Below are 17,860 nucleotides of genomic sequence, written 5' to 3'. Positions count from 1 at the left end.
CCAACCAACCACTGCCATGACGGCTCGCACCGACGTTCGGTGCGGACCAGGGGGTCGCTCCCTCGCCGTCACGGCCCGACTCATGTCCGTTCGGAGCAATCTCTACATGACAACCACCACGACCAAGGCTCCCAAGCAGGTCGCCATCAACGACATCGGCTCGGCTGATGACTTCCTGGCCGAGGTCGAGAAGACCCTCAAGTTCTTCAACGACGGCGATCTGATCTCCGGAACCGTCGTGAAGATCGACCGCGACGAGGTCCTCCTCGACGTCGGCTACAAGACCGAGGGTGTCATCCCCTCGCGCGAGCTCTCGATCAAGCACGACGTCGACCCCAACGAGGTCGTCGAGGTCGGCGACGAGGTCGAGGCCCTTGTCCTCCAGAAGGAGGACAAGGAAGGCCGCCTCATCCTGTCGAAGAAGCGTGCGCAGTACGAGCGTGCGTGGGGCGACGTCGAGAAGATCAAGGAGTCCGACGGCGTCGTGACCGGCACGGTCATCGAGGTCGTCAAGGGCGGTCTCATCGTCGACATCGGCCTCCGTGGCTTCCTCCCGGCCTCGCTCATCGAGCTGCGTCGCGTCCGCGACCTGACCCCGTACCTGGGCCAGGAGCTCGAGGCGAAGATCCTGGAGCTCGACAAGAACCGCAACAACGTGGTCCTCTCGCGCCGCGCCCTGCTCGAGCAGACGCAGTCCGAGTCGCGCACCACCTTCCTCAACAACCTCCACAAGGGCCAGGTCCGCAAGGGCATCGTGTCGTCGATCGTCAACTTCGGTGCGTTCGTCGACCTGGGCGGCGTCGACGGTCTCGTCCACGTCTCCGAGCTCTCCTGGAAGCACATCGAGCACGCCAGCGAGGTCGTCGAGGTCGGTCAGGAAGTCACCGTCGAGATCCTCGAGGTGGACCTGGACCGCGAGCGCGTGTCGCTCTCGCTCAAGGCCACGCAGGAGGACCCGTGGCAGGTCTTCGCCCGCACCCACGCGATCGGTCAGATCGCACCGGGCAAGGTCACGAAGCTCGTGCCGTTCGGTGCCTTCGTCCGCGTCGCCGACGGCATCGAGGGTCTCGTCCACATCTCGGAGCTCTCGAACAAGCACGTCGAGCTCGCCGAGCAGGTCGTCTCCGTCGGTGACGAGGTCTTCGTCAAGATCATCGACATCGACCTCGACCGTCGTCGCATCTCGCTCAGCCTCAAGCAGGCGAACGAGGGCGTGGACCCGGAGGGCACCGAGTTCGACCCGGCGCTCTACGGCATGCCGACCGAGTACGACGACCAGGGCAACTACAAGTACCCCGAGGGCTTCGACCCGGAGACCAACGAGTGGCTCGAGGGCTACGACACCCAGCGCACCGAGTGGGAGGGCCAGTACGCGGCCGCCCAGTCGCGCTGGGAGGCCCACAAGGCGCAGGTCGCGAAGACCATCGCGGACGAGGAGAAGGGTGGCTTCGACCTCCCCGCCTCGGCCTCGAGCTCGTCCTCGTCCTCGTCGACCTTCTCGAGCGAGTCGAACGGTCAGGGCACCCTGGCCGACGACGCCTCGCTCGCGGCGCTCCGCGAGAAGCTCAGCTCGAACAACTGATCGAGCGGGTCGCACGTCCCGGAAGCCCGGTACCCCTGAGGGGGTGCCGGGCTTCCGGCGTTCCACGACGTCCTCGGTAGCCTGGACCGGTGCGCATCATCGGTCTGACAGGCGGCATCGCCGCGGGCAAGTCCACCGTCTCCCGTCGCTGGGCGGAGCACGGCGCGGTCGTCGTCGACGCCGACCGGCTCGCGCGGCAGGCGGTCGCTCCGGGCAGCCCTGGGCTCGCCCGTGTCGTCGAACGGTTCGGGACGGGCGTGCTCGCCCCCGACGGCGCGCTCGACCGGGCCGCCCTGGGCACCATCGTCTTCTCCGACGCCTCGGCGCGGAAGGACCTCGAGGGGATCACCCACCCGGAGGTGTGGCGGCTCGCACGGGGAGCGTTCGACGCTGCCGAGGCCGCTGATCCGGAAGCCGTCGTCGTCTACGACGTCCCGCTCCTCGCCGAGGCCAGGGGGAGTCGGCCGATCCGGTTCGACGCGGTCGTCGTCGTGGACGCCCCTGCGGCGCAGCGGGTCGGACGACTCATCGAGCACCGGGGCATGCCGCGTGACGAGGCCGAGCGTCGTGTGGCGGCCCAGGCGTCGGACGCCGAGCGGCTCGCCCTCGCCGACCACGTCGTGGACGCGACCGGTTCGCTCGAGGGCACCCTGCGGTCCGCCGACGCGGTGTGGGACCGCATCGCGTCCTGAACGGGCCCAGCAGGCCCGGGAACCCGCTCAGCTGTGGGCGATCAGGGCCGTCGGGTGTCAGGGGACGCGACTACCGTTGTCCCCATGGCAGTGTCGATCCAGCCCACCCGGGCGATCCGTCCCTTCGAGGTGATCAGCGAGTACTCGCCGAGCGGTGACCAGCCGGCGGCGATCGCCGAGCTCGCCGGTCGGATCAACGCGGGTGAGACCGACGTCGTGCTGCTCGGCGCGACCGGTACCGGCAAGTCGGCGACCACCGCCTGGCTGATCGAGCAGGTCCAGCGGCCGACGCTCGTGCTCGCGCACAACAAGACCCTTGCCGCGCAGCTGGCGAACGAGTTCCGCGGGCTCCTGCCGAACAACGCGGTCGAGTACTTCGTCTCGTACTACGACTACTACCAGCCCGAGGCGTACGTCCCGCAGACGGACACCTTCATCGAGAAGGACTCGTCGGTCAACGCGGAGGTCGAGCGGCTCCGGCACTCGACGACGAACTCGCTGCTCAGCCGGCGCGACGTCGTGGTGGTGTCGACCGTGTCCTGCATCTACGGCCTCGGCACGCCCGAGCAGTACATGAACGCGTCCATCGCGCTCCACGTCGGCCAGACGATCTCCCGCGACCAGCTCGTGCGCAAGTTCGTCGGCATGCAGTACCAGCGCAACGACGTCGACTTCGCCCGCGGCACCTTCCGCGTCCGCGGCGACACCATCGAGATCATCCCGATGTACGAAGAGCACGCGATCCGCATCGAGATGTTCGGTGACGAGATCGAGGCGCTCACCTCGCTGCACCCGCTGACCGGCAACGTCATCGCGGACCTGCCCGGTGTCTCGATCTTCCCGGCGTCGCACTACGTCGCCGACACCGACGTCATGCACCGGGCGATCGAGCGGATCAAGGACGAGCTGGCCGACCGACTCGCCGAGCTCGAGGGCCAGGGCAAGCTGCTCGAGGCCCAGCGGCTCCGCATGCGCACGACCTTCGACATCGAGATGATGGAGCAGATCGGCTTCTGCTCCGGCATCGAGAACTACTCGCGCCACATGGACGGGCGCGATGCGGGCGAGGCGCCGCACTGCCTCATCGACTACTTCCCGGACGACTTCCTGATCGTGATCGACGAGTCGCACGTGACCGTGCCGCAGATCGGCGCGATGTACGAGGGTGACGCCTCCCGCAAGCGCACGCTCGTGGAGCATGGATTCCGCCTGCCGAGCGCGCTCGACAACCGACCGTTGACGTGGGAGGAGTTCCTCGAGCGCGTCGGGCAGAAGGTCTACCTGTCGGCGACCCCGGGCAAGTACGAACTCGGCGTCACCGACAGCGTCGTCGAGCAGATCATCCGTCCGACGGGTCTCGTCGACCCCGAGATCGTCGTGAAGCCGAGCGACGGCCAGATCGACGACCTGCTCGAGGAGATCAAGCTGCGCGTCGAGCGTGACGAGCGCGTGCTCGTCACGACCCTGACCAAGCGGATGGCCGAGGAACTCACGGACTTCCTCGGCAACGCCGGCGTCCGCGTGCGGTACCTGCACTCCGACGTCGACACCCTGAAGCGTGTCGAACTGCTGACGGAGCTGCGCCAGGGCGTGTACGACGTGCTCGTCGGCATCAACCTGCTGCGCGAGGGCCTCGACCTGCCCGAGGTGTCCCTCGTGGCGATCCTCGACGCCGACAAGGAAGGGTTCCTGCGGTCGTCGACGTCGCTCATCCAGACGATCGGCCGTGCCGCCCGCAACGTGTCGGGCCAGGTCCTCATGTACGCCGACAAGATCACCGACTCCATGCGCCAGGCGATCGACGAGACCGATCGGCGCCGCGAGAAGCAGGTCGCCTACAACCTCGAGCACGGCATCGACCCGCAGCCCCTCCGCAAGAAGATCGCCGACATCACTGAGGTGCTGCAGCGCGAGAGCGACGACACCAAGGCGCTGCTCGAGGGTCGCCCGGGTTCCGACGGCCGCCGGTCGCCCACGCCGAACCTGCGTCGCGAGGGCATCGCGGGAGAGGGCGCGACCCAGCTCGAGGCGACGATCGCCGACCTCAACGACCAGATGCTGCAGGCCGCGGCCGAGCTGAAGTTCGAGCTGGCGGCACGGCTCCGCGACGAGGTGCAGGACCTGAAGAAGGCGCTGCGACAGATGGAGTCCGCCGGGCATGTCCGCTGACACCTCCGGGACCGCGCGGCGGACGGTCGTCGTCACGGGTGCCAGCGCCGGCCTGGGCTACCACGCAGCCGAGCAGCTCGCGGCACAGGGCCACCGGGTCGTGCTCGCCACGCGGAACCCCGAGCGTGCCGCCGCTGCCGAGCGGGGCATCCGGAAGCACGTCGACGACGCAGCGCTCGTGCACCTGCACCTCGACCTGGCCGACCTCGACAGCGTGCGTGCCGCGGCCGTGCGGCTCCGGGAGCTCGGCCCCGTGCACGCTCTGCTCAACAACGCCGGCGTGGTCGGATCGGCTCGCCCGCAGCGCACCGCGCAGGGCTTCGAACTGCAGGTCGGCACGAACCACCTCGGACACTTCGCCTGGACGGCGCTGGCGCTGCCGGCCCTCGACCAGGACGCCGGGCGTGTGGTGCACCTCGGCTCCATCGCGCACCGCCTCACGACGCTCGACCGGACGGATCCGCTCGCGGTCGGCCGCTACGAGGGCCACCGCCAGTACGCCAGGAGCAAGCTCGCGGTGATGCTGTTCGGCTTCGAGCTCGCGCAGCGGTTGGGTGACGCCGGCTCGCGGGTGCGCAGCGTCGTCGCGCACCCGGGGCTGGCGCTCGACGCCGCCGCGCCGCCCCGACCGGACGTCGCGCCGACGCGGTCGGAACCGGCGTGGATGCGGGCGGGCTCGGGCTGGGTGGCGCAGGGCAAGGACGCCGGGGCGTGGCCACTCGTGCACGCCGCCGTCGGTGAGGCCGTGCGCTCGGGGGAGTACTGGGGGCCGGCCGGTCCGCTCCAGTTCGCCGGTCGTCCGGCCCTCGTCCCGGCGCGCCCGCGTGCCCACGACCGCACCGTCGCTGCGCGCCTCTGGACGGCGAGCGAACGGGCGACCGGCGTCGCGTTCGCTCTCGACGCACTCGGCTAGACCGCCACGCCCGGACGGATGTCGGTCCTGCTTCGTAGAATCGTCTGCGATGACCATCACCTCTGACCGCGGAACCGCGACCCCGGGCCGGAACGCCTTCGGCGAGCCTGCAGACCTCCACATCCCCGGCGGGACGGCGCCGCACAGCACCTCGACGCTCAGCGTCCGGGGCGCTCGCGTGCACAACCTCCGCGACGTCGACCTCGAGATCCCTCGGGACTCGCTCGTCGTGTTCACCGGGCTGTCCGGGTCGGGCAAGTCCTCGCTCGCGTTCGACACGATCTTCGCCGAGGGCCAACGGCGCTACGTGGAGTCGCTGTCGGCCTACGCCCGGCAGTTCCTCGGCCAGGTGGACCGGCCCGACGTCGACTTCATCGAGGGCCTGTCGCCGGCGGTCTCGATCGACCAGAAGTCGACGAACCGGAACCCGCGGTCGACCGTGGGCACCATCACCGAGGTCTACGACTACATGCGTCTGCTCTGGGCGCGCATCGGTGTCCCGCACTGCCCCGTCTGCGGCGAGGTGATCAGCAAGCAGAGCGTGCAGCAGATCGCGGACCAGCTCATGGAGTTCGAGACCGGCACGCGCTTCCAGGTCCTCGCGCCGGTCGTCTCCAAGAAGAAGGGCGAGTTCGTCGACCTCTTCCAGGAGCTCGCGGCCTCGGGGTACGCCCGTGCGATCGTCGACGGTGAGCGCATCCAGCTGAGCGACCCGCCCAAGCTCAAGAAGCAGGTCAAGCACGACATCTCGGTGATCGTCGACCGTCTCGTGGCGAGCGACGACATCCTCGGCCGCCTCACCGACTCGCTCGAGACCGCCCTGCGGTTGACGAACGGCACCGTGGCGATCGACCTCGTCGACCACGAGGGGCCCGGCGCGGTCCGGACCTACTCCGAGAACCTGTCCTGCCCGAACAACCACCCGCTCGCGCTCACCGAGATCGAGCCGCGGACCTTCTCGTTCAACGCACCGTTCGGTGCCTGCCCCGAGTGCTCGGGCCTCGGTACCCGCATGTCGGTCGACCCCGACCTGGTGCTCGGCGACCCCGAGGCCTCGCTGCGAGACGGCGTCCTGCTGCCCTGGACGGGCACGAGCGGGCTGTACTCGTACTTCGAGAAGCTCCTCGCGGGTCTCGGCAAGGACCTCGGGTTCGGCCTCGACACCCCGTGGAACCAGCTCGACCCGTCGGTGCAGGCCGCGATCCTGACCGGCAAGGACTTCCAGGTCTCCGTGTCGTGGAAGAACCGTTTCGGCCGCGAGATGCGGTACACGAGCGGGTTCGAGGGCGTCATGCCCTACATCGAGCGCAAGTTCGCCGAGGCCGAGTCGGACTCGCAGCGGCAGCGCTTCCAGGGCTACCTGCGCGAGGTCCCCTGCCCGGTCTGCGACGGCACGCGCCTCAAGCCCGAGGTCCTCGCCGTGACGGTCGACGGTCGCAGCATCGCCGACGTGACCGACATGTCGCTCGACCAGGCGTACGGCTTCATGGAGGAGCTGACGCTCACCGAGCGTGAGGCGCACATCGCGGCCGCGGTCCTCCGCGAGATCCGCGCGCGGCTCGAGTTCCTGCTCGAGGTCGGCCTGAACTACCTGACCCTCGCGCGCGGAGCCGGTGGGCTCTCCGGCGGCGAGGCACAGCGCATCCGGCTCGCGACGCAGATCGGATCGGGCCTGACGGGTGTGCTCTACGTGCTCGACGAGCCGAGCATCGGCCTGCACCAGCGCGACAACCGTCGGCTCATCGACACGCTCGTCAAGCTCAAGGACCTCGGCAACACCCTCATCGTCGTCGAGCACGACGAGGACACCATCCGCACGGCGGACTGGGTCGTCGACATCGGACCGGGCGCGGGCGTGAACGGCGGCAAGGTCGTGCACTCCGGCTCCTACGAGGGCATCATCGCGAACCGCGAGTCGGTGACCGGTGACTACCTGGCCGGTCGGCGCGCGATCGAGGTGCCCGCCGAGCGACGGAAGATCAACCCGAAGCGCGTCATCAGCGTGCAGGGCGCCCGGGCGAACAACCTCAAGCAGGTCGACGTCGACTTCCCGCTCGGTGTCTTCACCGCGGTGACCGGCGTCAGCGGTTCCGGCAAGTCGACCCTGGTCAACGACATCCTGTACAAGGTGCTCGCGAACCAGCTCAACGGCGCACGGCACATCGCCGGCAAGCACACCCGCGTGAAGGGCCTCGACCAGCTCGACAAGGTCGTGCACGTCGACCAGGCGCCGATCGGCCGCACCCCGCGGTCCAACCCGGCGACCTACACCGGCGTGTTCGACCGCATCCGGCAGCTCTTCGCCGAGACGCCCGAGGCGAAGGCGCGCGGCTACCAGCCCGGTCGCTTCAGCTTCAACGTCAAGGGCGGCCGCTGCGAGAACTGCTCGGGTGACGGCACGATCAAGATCGAGATGAACTTCCTGCCCGACGTCTACGTGGCGTGCGAGGTCTGCGGCGGTGCGCGGTACAACCGCGAGACGCTGCAGGTGCACTACAAGGGCAAGGACATCTCCGAGGTCCTCGACATGCCGATCAGCGAGGCGGCCGACTTCTTCGAGCCGATCTCGGCGATCCACCGCTACATGGCGACGCTCGTCGACGTGGGCCTCGGCTACGTGCGCCTCGGGCAGAGCGCGACGACCCTCTCCGGTGGCGAGGCCCAGCGCGTCAAGCTCGCGACGGAACTCCAGCGCCGCTCGAACGGCCGCACGGTCTACGTGCTCGACGAGCCGACGACCGGCCTGCACTTCGAGGACGTCCGGAAGCTGCTGCTCGTGCTGCAGAGCCTGGTCGACAAGGGCAACACCGTGATCACGATCGAGCACAACCTCGACGTGATCAAGTCCGCCGACTGGCTGGTCGACATGGGACCGGAGGGCGGTGCCGGTGGCGGTACGGTCCTGGCCGTCGGCACCCCGGAACACGTGGCCGACGTCCCCGAGAGTCACACCGGTGTCTTCCTGCGCGAGATCTTCGATGCGCAGGACGCCCGTGTCGGCAAGGAGCAGGCGGTCGGTGCGCGTCAGGCCACCCAGAAGCACCAGGGCGGGCAGCAGAGCAAGCAGAAGGCGGGTGCTCGGTAGGTGGCGGACACCGTCTCCTGGCGGCCGAAGGCGGGGGAGATCCCGACCGACCCAGGCGTCTACCGGTGGCGTGACGAGGCCGGTCGGGTGCTCTACGTCGGCAAGGCGAAGAACCTCCGCGCCCGCCTGAGCAACTACTTCGCACCGCTGCCGACCCTCCACGAGCGCACCCGGCGCATGGTGCTCACGGCCCGGAGCGTCGAGTGGACCACCGTCGGCTCCGAGATCGAGGCACTGCAGCTCGAGTACACGTGGATCAAGGAGTTCGACCCGCCGTTCAACGTCAAGTTCCGGGACGACAAGTCGTACCCGTACATGGCGATCACCCTGGGCGAGGAGTCGCCGCGGGTGATGGTGACGCGGAACCGGAAGATCAAGGGCGCGAAGTACTTCGGGCCCTACCCGAAGATCTGGGCGGTGCACGACACCATCGACCTGATGATCAAGGTGTTCCCGATCCGCACCTGCTCGGACTCGTCCTACAAGAAGGCGATGCAGACGGGCAAGCCGTGCTTCCCGGGCCAGATCGGCAAGTGCGGTGGACCCTGCTCGCAGAAGGTCACGATCGCCGAGCACCGGGCGATCGTCGAGGAGTTCGTCCGGTTCATGGGCAGCTACGACCGCAGGGTGATCACCACCCTGCGGCAGCGCATGGCCGCGGCCGCCGACGCCATGGACTACGAGCAGGCGGCGCGCTACCGCGACCAGGTCGGTGCCCTCGAAGCGGTGCTCGAGAAGTCGGCGGTGGTCCTCCGGGACTCGGTCGACCTCGACCTGTTCGGTGTGGCCGAGGACGAGCTCGCCGCCGCCGTGCAGCTGTTCTCCGTGCGCGGCGGGCGCATCCGCGGTGTCCGGGGGTGGGTGGTCGACAAGGAGCTCGACATCAGCACCGGCGACCTGGTCGAGCAGATCGTCCAGGGCCAGTACGCGACGAGCGACGACGTCCCGCGCGAGGTCGTCGTGCCGGAACTCCCCGAGGACGCCGAGGCCCTGCAGCAGTGGCTCAGCGAGCGACGCGGCGGGCGCGGCACGAAGCTCAGCACGGCCCAGCGGGGCGACCGGGCGGGCCTCGCGCGCACGGCCGCCCAGAACGCCGCGCAGGCGCTCATGCTCTACAAGACGAAGCGCAGCGCCGACTACACGACCCGGTCGGCTGCCCTCGCCGACATCCAGGACGCCCTGGGGATGACCGAGGCCCCCCTGCGGATGGAGTGCTACGACGTCTCCCACCTGCAGGGCACGAACGTGGTGGCGTCGATGGTGGTGTTCGAGGACGGGCTCCCGCGCAAGGACCAGTACCGCCGCTACACGATCGCCGAGACGACCGACGACACCGACAGCATGTACCAGGTGCTGTCGCGACGGCTGGCGCGCCTCGACGAGGACGCCGCGGTGCCGGACGTCCCGGACGCCACGAGCGAGGACGTCGTCGAGGGCACGAAGCCGACGAAGCGGTTCGCGTACCGTCCGCAGCTGCTCATCGTCGACGGCGGCCAGCCCCAGGTCCAGGCGGCCAAGCGGGCGATGGACGAGGCCGGCGTGCACGACATCGCCCTGGTGGGCATCGCGAAGCGCCTCGAGGAACTGTGGTTGCCCGACGACGACTTCCCGGTGATCATGCCGCGCAACTCCGAGGCGCTCTTCCTGATCCAGCGGATCCGTGACGAGGCGCACCGGTTCGCGATCACGCACCAGCGGACCCGCCGGAAGCGCGACGTCCGGTCGCAGCTGTCGGAGATCCCCGGGCTCGGCCCGACCCGGGTGAACGCCCTGCTGAAGCACTTCGGGTCGGTCGCGCGCCTGCGTGAGGCGACGGAGGATCAGATCGCCGAGGTGAACGGCGTCGGGCCGGCGACCGCGGCGGCGGTCGTCACGAAGCTCGCGCAGACGCCCCGCAGCGCGCCGGAGGGGAGCCCGCCCGGAGCGAGCGCCCCGGAGGCGGGCCCGTCCGGTGCGAGCGCTCCGGAGGCGGGCCCGTCCGGTGCGAGCGCCCCGGACGCGGGCTCGCCCGGAGGAAGCGTGCCGGAGGCGAGCGACGCCGACCCTGCCGGGCGCGCAGCCAGCACCCCCGGTCCGGAGCGGACGACGGACCCGGACGCGCCCGCAGCCGCCGCGGAGGAGCCGAGCCGCGCCTCCCGGCCGGTCGGCCCCGTCCGCGTCCCGGACGTCTCCGCCGACGGCCCGTCGCGTCCACGGTGACCGGCCCCGCTCCGAGCGCGGGACGGTAGCCTGGACGCGCAGCCGAGACCCGAAGCCGAGACCTCCCCGGGCCGTGGCCCGGGCCGCCACGACGGAGCCCTCCCACACATGAGCGACACGAGCGACGACCGAACAACCCCGACGTCCGCGTCGCAGCAGCACGACATCCTCATCGTCACCGGCATGTCCGGCGCCGGCCGTTCCACGGTCGGCAAGGCGCTCGAGGACCTCGGCTGGTACGTGGTCGACAACCTCCCGACGCAGATGCTCGGCCCGCTCACCGAGCTCGCGGACCGTGCCGGGGAGAAGATCCCGAAGATCGCGACCGTCGTCGACGTCCGCGGCGGACGGTTCTTCACCGACCCGGAGCAGGCGGTCGAGCAGGTCCGTGCCAGCACCTCCGCCCGGGTCCGGGTGCTCTTCCTCGAGGCGACGGACGCCGTGCTCGTGCGCCGCTTCGAGCAGGTCCGCCGGCCGCACCCGTTGCAGGGCGACGGGACGCTGCTCGACGGCATCGGCCTCGAGCGTTCGCGGCTGTCCGGGCTGCGCGAGGCCTCCGACGTCGTCATCGACACCTCAGACCTGAACATCCACCAGCTCGCCAACGCCGTCACGGAGCGCTTCGCCGACGACCACTTCGTCGGGGTCCAGGTCACGCTCATGAGCTTCGGGTTCAAGTACGGGCTGCCCGCCGACGCCGACATGGTCGCGGACGTGCGGTTCATCCCGAACCCCTACTGGGTGCCGGAACTCCGCCCGCACACCGGCCTCGACGCCCCCGTCTCGGAGTACGTCCTGTCGCAGCCGGGCGCCCGCTCGTTCGTCGAGCGGTACGCTGCCGTGCTCGAGCCCGTGCTGGCGGGATACCAACGCGAGAACAAAAGACACGCTACGATCGCCATCGGCTGTACCGGCGGCAAGCACCGCTCGGTCGCCGTCGTCGCCGAGTTGGCGAACCTCCTCCGCGGGATGTCCGACGTCGCCGTGCGTGTGAAGAACCGAGATCTCGGCCGGGAGTGACCGTTCCTCCGGCCGCTCCACACCCACGTGCGCCGGACCCGCGGACCCCACCAGAGAAAACGTTAGGAATGATGCTGTGCCGTTGACTGCCGAGGTCAAGGACGAACTGGCCAGGGTCGTCGTGAACCGCAACACGGTCCGCGCCGCCGAACTCGCGACCATCCTGCGGTTCGCGGGCGGCCTGCACGTCATCTCGGGCAGGATCGCGGTCGAGGTCGAGCTCGACACCCGGATCATCGTCCACCGCGTGCGCAAGGACCTGGCGGAGCTGTACGGCGTGCGGAGCGAGGCGTCGGTGGGGTCGTCCGCGTCCTCCCGCCGCGGCACCCGCTACCTGGTCCGCGTGCTCGAGGCGGGGGAGACGCTCGCCCGCCAGACCGGGCTCATGGACGCGCGCCGTCGCCCGGTGCGTGGCCTGCCGAACCGTCTGACGACCGGCAACCGCGAGGACCTCGCCGCCATCTGGCGCGGTGCGTTCCTCGCCTCCGGCACGCTGACCGACCCCGGTCGTGCCGCCGCGCTCGAGGTCACCTGCCCGGGCAACGAGGCGGCGATGGCACTGGTCGGTGCCGCCTCGCGCCTCGGGATCGCCGCGAAGGGCCGCGAGGTCCGCGGCGTCCACCGCGTCGTCATCCGCGACGGCGAGGCGATCGGCCAGATGCTCACCGTCATGGGCGCCGCCCGCACCACCGCCGAGTGGGAGGAGATGCGCCAGCGCCGCGAGGTCCGCGCCACCGCCAACCGTCTGGTGAACTTCGACGACGCCAACCTCCGCCGCTCGGCGCAGGCCGCCGTCGCCGCGTGCGCCCGCGTCGAGCGCGCGCTCGAGATCCTCGGTGACGACGTCCCGGACCACCTCAAGTACGCGGGATCGCTCCGGCTGCAGCACCGTGACGCCTCGCTCGACGAGCTCGGTCAGCACGCCGAGCCGCCGATGACCAAGGACGCGATCGCCGGCCGCATCCGCCGCCTGCTCGCGATGGCCGACAAGAAGGCCGTCGACACCGGCGTGCCGGGGACCGAGGCCAGCGTGCCGGAGGAGCTCGAGGGGGCGTAGCCCCGACCGGCCCCACGACGGACGGGAGGCGCGGTGTCGGCTGGCACCGCGCCTCCCGTCCGTCCGGGGGAGCGTCCACCACCGTCGGCGGGACCGTCCGGACGGACCGTCATCCGGCGCGGGCGCGCAGTGTCCGACTGCTAGGGTCGTTACGGCGACGTTACGGGGCGTATCGTCCACCACACGTGGGTCCGCAGGGCCGCACGACTCCGAAAAGCAGCGCCCCCGGGGCGCTCCACACCCACCAGGAGATCCATTGACCGTCAAGATCGGCATCAACGGCTTCGGCCGCATCGGCCGTAACTTCTTCCGGGCCGCCCTCGCCAAGGGCTCCGACCTCGAGATCGTGGCGGTGAACGACCTCACCGACAACGCGGCCCTCGCGAACCTGCTGAAGTTCGACTCCATCACGGGTCGTCTCGGCGTCTCCGTCGAGCTCGACGGCGACAGCATCGTCGTCGACGGCAAGCCGATCAAGGTCCTCGCGGAGCGCGACCCCGCGAACCTCCCGTGGGGCGAGCTGGGCGTCGACATCGTCATCGAGTCGACCGGCTTCTTCACCAAGGCAGCCGACGCGCAGAAGCACATCGATGCGGGCGCCAAGAAGGTCATCATCTCGGCCCCGGCGACCGGCGACGACGTCACCATCGTCCTCGGCGTGAACGAGGACCAGTACGACCCCGAGAACCACAACATCATCTCGAACGCGTCGTGCACCACGAACAGCCTCGCGCCGCTCGCCAAGGTCTTCCACGACAAGTTCGGCATCGAGCGTGGCCTCATGACGACGGTGCACGCGTACACCGCCGACCAGAACCTGCAGGACGGCCCGCACAAGGACCCGCGTCGTGCCCGCGCCGCCGCGCTCAACATCGTCCCGACCTCGACCGGTGCGGCGAAGGCCATCGGCCTCGTCATGCCCGAGCTCGCCGGCAAGCTCGACGGCTACGCCCTCCGCGTGCCGGTGCCGACCGGTTCGATCACCGACCTCACCCTCGAGACGTCGTCCGAGGTCACCGTCGACGAGATCAACGCCGCCTACAAGGAGGCCGCCGAGGGTCCGCTCAAGGGCATCCTGCTCTACAGCGAGGACCCGCTGGTGTCGACCGACATCACGACGGACCCGCACTCGTCGATCTACGACTCCGGTCTGACCAAGGTCCTCGGCAAGCTCGTCAAGATCACCTCGTGGTACGACAACGAGTGGGGCTACTCGAACCGCCTCGTCGACCTGACCGAGTACGTGGGCGAGCGACTCTCGGCATGAGCCTCCGCACCCTCGAGGACCTCGGCGACCTCGCCGGCAAGCGCGTCGTCGTCCGGTGTGACCTGAACGTCCCGCTCAAGGACGGCACGATCACCGACGACGGCCGCGTGCGCGCGTCGCTGGGCACGCTCAACACGCTCGTCAACGCCGGTGCGCGGGTCATCGTGATCTCGCACCTCGGTCGTCCCGACGGCACGCCCGCGCAGGAGTACTCGCTCGCCCCCGTGGCGCAGCGGCTCTCGGAACTGCTCGGCAAGGAGGTCACCTTCGTCGGCGAGACCGTCGGCGACGAGGCGACCGCGGCCGCCGAGGCCCTCGGGGACGGCGACGTCCTGCTGCTCGAGAACCTCCGCTTCAACCCGGAGGAGACCTCGAAGGACGCGTCGGCGCGCACGGCGTTCGCCGAGCGGATCGCCGCCCTCGGTGACGCGTTCGTGTCGGACGGCTTCGGCGTCGTGCACCGCAAGCAGGCCTCCGTGTACGAGCTCGCGGCAGCGCTGCCCAGCGCGGCCGGCTCGCTCATCGAGTCCGAGCTGACGGTGCTCGAGCGGTTGACCAAGGACCCGCAGCGGCCGTACACGGTCGTGCTCGGCGGATCGAAGGTCAGCGACAAGCTCGGTGTCATCGAGCACCTGCTCCCGCAGGTCGACACGCTGTGCATCGGTGGCGGCATGCTCTTCACGTTCCTCGCGGCCCAGGGCCACGGGGTCGCGAAGTCGCTCCTCGAGCAGGACCAGCTCGACACCGTCCGGGCGTACCTCGCCAAGGCGGACGAGCTCGGCGTGACGATCGACCTGCCGACCGACGTCGTGGTGGCCTCCGGGTTCGCCGCGGACGCCGACCACGAGACCGTCGCCGCCGACGCGATCGAGTCCTCGTCGTTCGGCACGGACGGCATCGGCCTCGACATCGGCCCGGAGACCGCGGCGCGCTTCGCGTCGGCGGTGTCCGGCTCGAGGACCGTGTTCTGGAACGGTCCGATGGGCGTGTTCGAGTTCCCGGCGTTCGCAGCAGGCACGAAGACCGTCGCGCAGGCGTTGACCGAGGTCGACGGCCTCGGTGTCGTCGGCGGTGGCGACTCCGCGGCGGCCGTCCGGTCGCTCGGGTTCTCGGACGACCGGTTCGGGCACATCTCGACCGGTGGTGGTGCGAGCCTCGAGTTCCTCGAGGGCAAGTCACTGCCCGGTCTCGAAGCACTGGGGTGGTCCCGATGACCCGCACGCCGTTCATCGCCGGCAACTGGAAGATGAACCTGGACCACCTCCAGGCCATCGCCACCGTGCAGAAGCTCGCGTGGACCCTGAAGGATGCCCGCCACGACCACGACGACGTCGAGGTCGCGGTGTTCCCGCCCTTCACGGACCTCCGCAGCGTCCAGACGCTCATCTCGGCCGACAAGCTCGAGATCCGGTTCGGCGCCCAGGACCTGTCCCAGTACGACTCCGGTGCCCACACCGGTGACGTGTCCGGGGCGTTCCTCGCAGCGCTCGACGCGCAGTACGTCATCGTCGGACACTCCGAGCGGCGCACGCTGCACGGGGAGACCGACGAGGTCGTCGCCGCGAAGACCGCCGCTGCAGTCAAGCACGGCCTCGTGCCGGTGGTCTGTGTCGGTGAGACCGGCGAGGAGCGCGAGCAGCGCGGCGCCGGTGTCGTCCCGGTCGAACAGCTCAAGGTCGTCCTCGAGGCCGTGAAGCCGTCCGAGATCGTCGTCGCGTACGAGCCGGTCTGGGCGATCGGTTCCGGTCAGGCCGCGACTGCGGAACAGGCCCAGGAGGACTGCGCCGCGCTGCGTCGCGGGATCGCCGAGGCCTGGGGCGACGACCTCGCCGCCAGTACGCGCGTGCTCTACGGCGGTTCGGTGAAGTCGGGCAACATCGCCGGCTTCCTGCGCGAGCCCGACATCGACGGTGCGCTCGTCGGTGGGGCCTCGCTCGACGTGCAGGAGTTCGCGGCGATCGCGCGCTTCCGGCAGCACGTCGGACTCTGATCCATCCCGCTCAGGCCGGCCACGTCCGCGTGGCCGGCCTGAGCCACGCCCGTGCCGGTGTCGGGGCTGCTCACTCGGCCCGCTACACTTGCAGGGCTGACTTCACACGAAAGGTACGTCGTGGCGATACTCTCCGTCGTGCTGCAGGTCCTGCTCGCGATCACGAGCCTCCTGCTCACGCTCCTCATCCTCCTGCACAAGGGCCGCGGTGGCGGTCTCTCCGACATGTTCGGCGGCGGCGTGACGAGCAACCTCGGGGCGTCCGGCGTCGCCGAGCGCAACCTCAACCGCATCACGGTGATCCTCGGTCTGGTCTGGATCGTCTCGATCATCGTGCTCGGTCTCATCAACAAGTTCACGGCAGGGAGCTGAGCCATGGCAACCGGAGGCAGTGCAATCCGAGGGTCCCGCGTCGGCGCGGGTCCGATGGGGGAGCAGGACCGCGGCGTCCAGGCAGAGCGCGTTGCCGTCTCGTACTGGGACGCCCTCGGCAACGAGGTCGTGCGGTACTTCTCGGCGACCCTGCCGGACGACGAGATCCCGGAGACGGTGGACTCGCCGTCGACGGGTCTGCCGGCCGGCCGTGACAAGGAGAACCCTCCCGTCGTCGCGAAGACCGAGCCCTACAAGACGCACCTCGCGTACGTGAAGGAGCGCCGCACCGAGGAAGAGGCAGCGCAGCTCCTCGAGGACGCGCTGCAGCAGCTCCGGCAGCGCCGCGGTACCGCGAAGTAGCACCCGACGTCCGAAGGCCCCCGCACCGATCCGGTGCGGGGGCCTTCGTCGTTCGCGGGACCTGTCGTCGGTGCCCCTCGGTCCTCCGGTCCTGGCTGTTCCGGTCGCAGGACGTGCCGCGCGCGGTCGTTCGGGTCGCACGACATGCCGTCGGGGTCGGAGGTGAGCGGCAAGTCGTGCGACCGGAAGCGGGCCGGCGACGTCCGCACGGCAGTTGCGCGGGCCGGCACCGACGACGGACGGGAGGCGCGGTGCCAGCCGGCACCGCGCCTCCCGCCCGTCAGGGGGTCGCGTCTAGTAGGTCGACGCGATGAGGTTCTCGGGGACCTCGCGCGCGGCGTCCTGGTCCACGAAGAACACGGTGCGCTTGCGGCCCTGCACGCCACCGACGGGGACCTCGTCCACCGCGGCACCGGCCAGTGCGAGGCCGAGCACCGACGCCTTCTCGGCGCCGGACAGGATGACCCACACACGCTGCGAGGCGTTGATCACCGGGAAGGACAGCGTCAGGCGCTGCGCCGGCGGCTTGGGGGAATCGTCGACCGTCAGCACGGCACGGTCGGTCACCGCGAGCTGCGGGAACTCGGGGAAGAGCGACGCCGTGTGGCCGTCGGGGCCGACCCCGAGCAGCGTGATGTCGAAGCGGGGCGCGACCGCGCCCTCGGGTGCTGCGTCCTGGAGCTCGCGCTCGTACTGTGCGGCGGCCTCGTCGATGGACAGCCCGGCGTCGGACGGTGCCATGGGGTGGATGTTCGCCTGCGGGATGTCCACGTGCTCGAAGAAGTCCGTCTGCGTGCCGGTGACGTTGCGGTCCGCATCGCCCTCGGCGACCCAGCGCTCGTCGACCCACCACACGTGCACCTTCGACCAGTCCACGCTCTCACGCGCGGGCGACTGCCCGATCGCCGCGAGGACCAGGGTCGACACCGAGCCGCCGCTGATCGCGATGTCCGCGCGCTCCTGCTCGTCCAGCACGTCGATGATCTTCGTGATGAAGCGAGCGGCGACCGACGCGCCGAGGGACTGCTTGTCCGGGTGCACCAGCACCCGTCGTTCGTTGGTCACGTGTCTCCCGTGTTCGTGGCGGCCGACCGGTGCGACCGCCTTCGGTCCGACCGGGGCGGGCGGCGGTCGTGTCGACCGCCGCCCGG

At 70.1% G+C, this 17,860-nt stretch carries 13 protein-coding genes and 1 pseudogene; 13 read left to right on the top strand and 1 reads right to left on the bottom strand.

Annotation, left to right across the window (positions count from 1 at the left end):
• Positions 1-106: 106 nt before the first annotated feature.
• The 13 genes and pseudogenes from rpsA (at position 107) to J2X59_RS08055 (ending at position 16,709) form a co-directional block, all read left to right on the top strand.
• Positions 107-1,582: a 30S ribosomal protein S1 gene (gene rpsA, locus J2X59_RS08115; RefSeq protein ID WP_066654468.1), complete on the top strand. Its 1,476-nt coding sequence runs from the start codon at positions 107-109 to the stop codon at positions 1,580-1,582.
• Between the two features lie 89 nt (positions 1,583-1,671).
• The gene (gene coaE / locus J2X59_RS08110; RefSeq protein ID WP_326496314.1) at positions 1,672-2,274 is read left to right on the top strand and encodes a dephospho-CoA kinase; all 603 of its coding nucleotides are present in this window, start codon (positions 1,672-1,674) and stop codon (positions 2,272-2,274) included.
• Between the two features lie 96 nt (positions 2,275-2,370).
• Positions 2,371-4,443 carry an excinuclease ABC subunit UvrB gene (gene uvrB / locus J2X59_RS08105; RefSeq protein WP_066658265.1) on the top strand — a complete coding sequence of 691 codons (2,073 nt, stop codon included), beginning with the start codon at positions 2,371-2,373 and terminating at the stop codon, positions 4,441-4,443.
• Positions 4,433-5,356: an SDR family NAD(P)-dependent oxidoreductase gene (locus tag J2X59_RS08100; protein WP_326496313.1), complete on the top strand. Its 924-nt coding sequence runs from the start codon at positions 4,433-4,435 to the stop codon at positions 5,354-5,356. The genes uvrB and J2X59_RS08100 overlap by 11 nt, the downstream gene beginning before the upstream one ends.
• 49 nt (positions 5,357-5,405) lie before the next feature.
• Positions 5,406-8,441, top strand: a complete 3,036-nt coding sequence (gene uvrA / locus J2X59_RS08095; RefSeq protein WP_326496312.1) for an excinuclease ABC subunit UvrA — start codon at positions 5,406-5,408, stop codon at positions 8,439-8,441.
• A pseudogene (uvrC, locus tag J2X59_RS08090) lies at positions 8,442-10,328 on the top strand (excinuclease ABC subunit UvrC); the annotation flags it as partial.
• 420 nt (positions 10,329-10,748) lie between these two features.
• Complete coding sequence (rapZ, locus tag J2X59_RS08085; protein ID WP_066654437.1) at positions 10,749-11,660, top strand: RNase adapter RapZ; 912 nt, start codon at positions 10,749-10,751, stop codon at positions 11,658-11,660.
• A 76-nt stretch (positions 11,661-11,736) separates the two neighbouring features.
• Positions 11,737-12,717: a DNA-binding protein WhiA gene (gene whiA, locus J2X59_RS08080; protein WP_209682494.1), complete on the top strand. Its 981-nt coding sequence runs from the start codon at positions 11,737-11,739 to the stop codon at positions 12,715-12,717.
• A 256-nt stretch (positions 12,718-12,973) separates the two neighbouring features.
• The gene (gap, locus tag J2X59_RS08075) at positions 12,974-13,984 is read left to right on the top strand and encodes a type I glyceraldehyde-3-phosphate dehydrogenase (RefSeq protein ID WP_326496311.1); all 1,011 of its coding nucleotides are present in this window, start codon (positions 12,974-12,976) and stop codon (positions 13,982-13,984) included.
• Complete coding sequence (locus J2X59_RS08070) at positions 13,981-15,198, top strand: phosphoglycerate kinase (RefSeq protein WP_251159780.1); 1,218 nt, start codon at positions 13,981-13,983, stop codon at positions 15,196-15,198. The genes gap and J2X59_RS08070 overlap by 4 nt, the downstream gene beginning before the upstream one ends.
• Positions 15,195-15,974 carry a triose-phosphate isomerase gene (gene tpiA / locus J2X59_RS08065; RefSeq protein ID WP_251159781.1) on the top strand — a complete coding sequence of 260 codons (780 nt, stop codon included), beginning with the start codon at positions 15,195-15,197 and terminating at the stop codon, positions 15,972-15,974. The genes J2X59_RS08070 and tpiA overlap by 4 nt, the downstream gene beginning before the upstream one ends.
• A gap of 120 nt (positions 15,975-16,094) precedes the next feature.
• Entirely contained in the window at positions 16,095-16,346 is a 252-nt protein-coding gene (gene secG, locus J2X59_RS08060; protein ID WP_058727797.1) for a preprotein translocase subunit SecG, read from the top strand.
• A gap of 3 nt (positions 16,347-16,349) precedes the next feature.
• Positions 16,350-16,709, top strand: coding sequence for an RNA polymerase-binding protein RbpA (locus J2X59_RS08055; protein ID WP_066654425.1), 360 nt, complete (start codon positions 16,350-16,352; stop codon positions 16,707-16,709).
• Between the two features lie 294 nt (positions 16,710-17,003).
• Here the strand turns inward: J2X59_RS08055 and pgl are convergent, their stop codons facing one another.
• Positions 17,004-17,774 (bottom strand): 6-phosphogluconolactonase, encoded by a 771-nt coding sequence (pgl, locus tag J2X59_RS08050; protein ID WP_251159782.1) that lies wholly within the window; start codon positions 17,772-17,774, stop codon positions 17,004-17,006.
• Between the last annotated feature and the right edge of the window lie 86 nt (positions 17,775-17,860).

Origin of the sequence: Curtobacterium sp. 260, assembly GCF_030803485.1 — a bacterium.
Classification (GTDB): domain Bacteria; phylum Actinomycetota; class Actinomycetes; order Actinomycetales; family Microbacteriaceae; genus Curtobacterium.
This window is presented reverse-complemented; position numbering and strand designations above follow the sequence as displayed.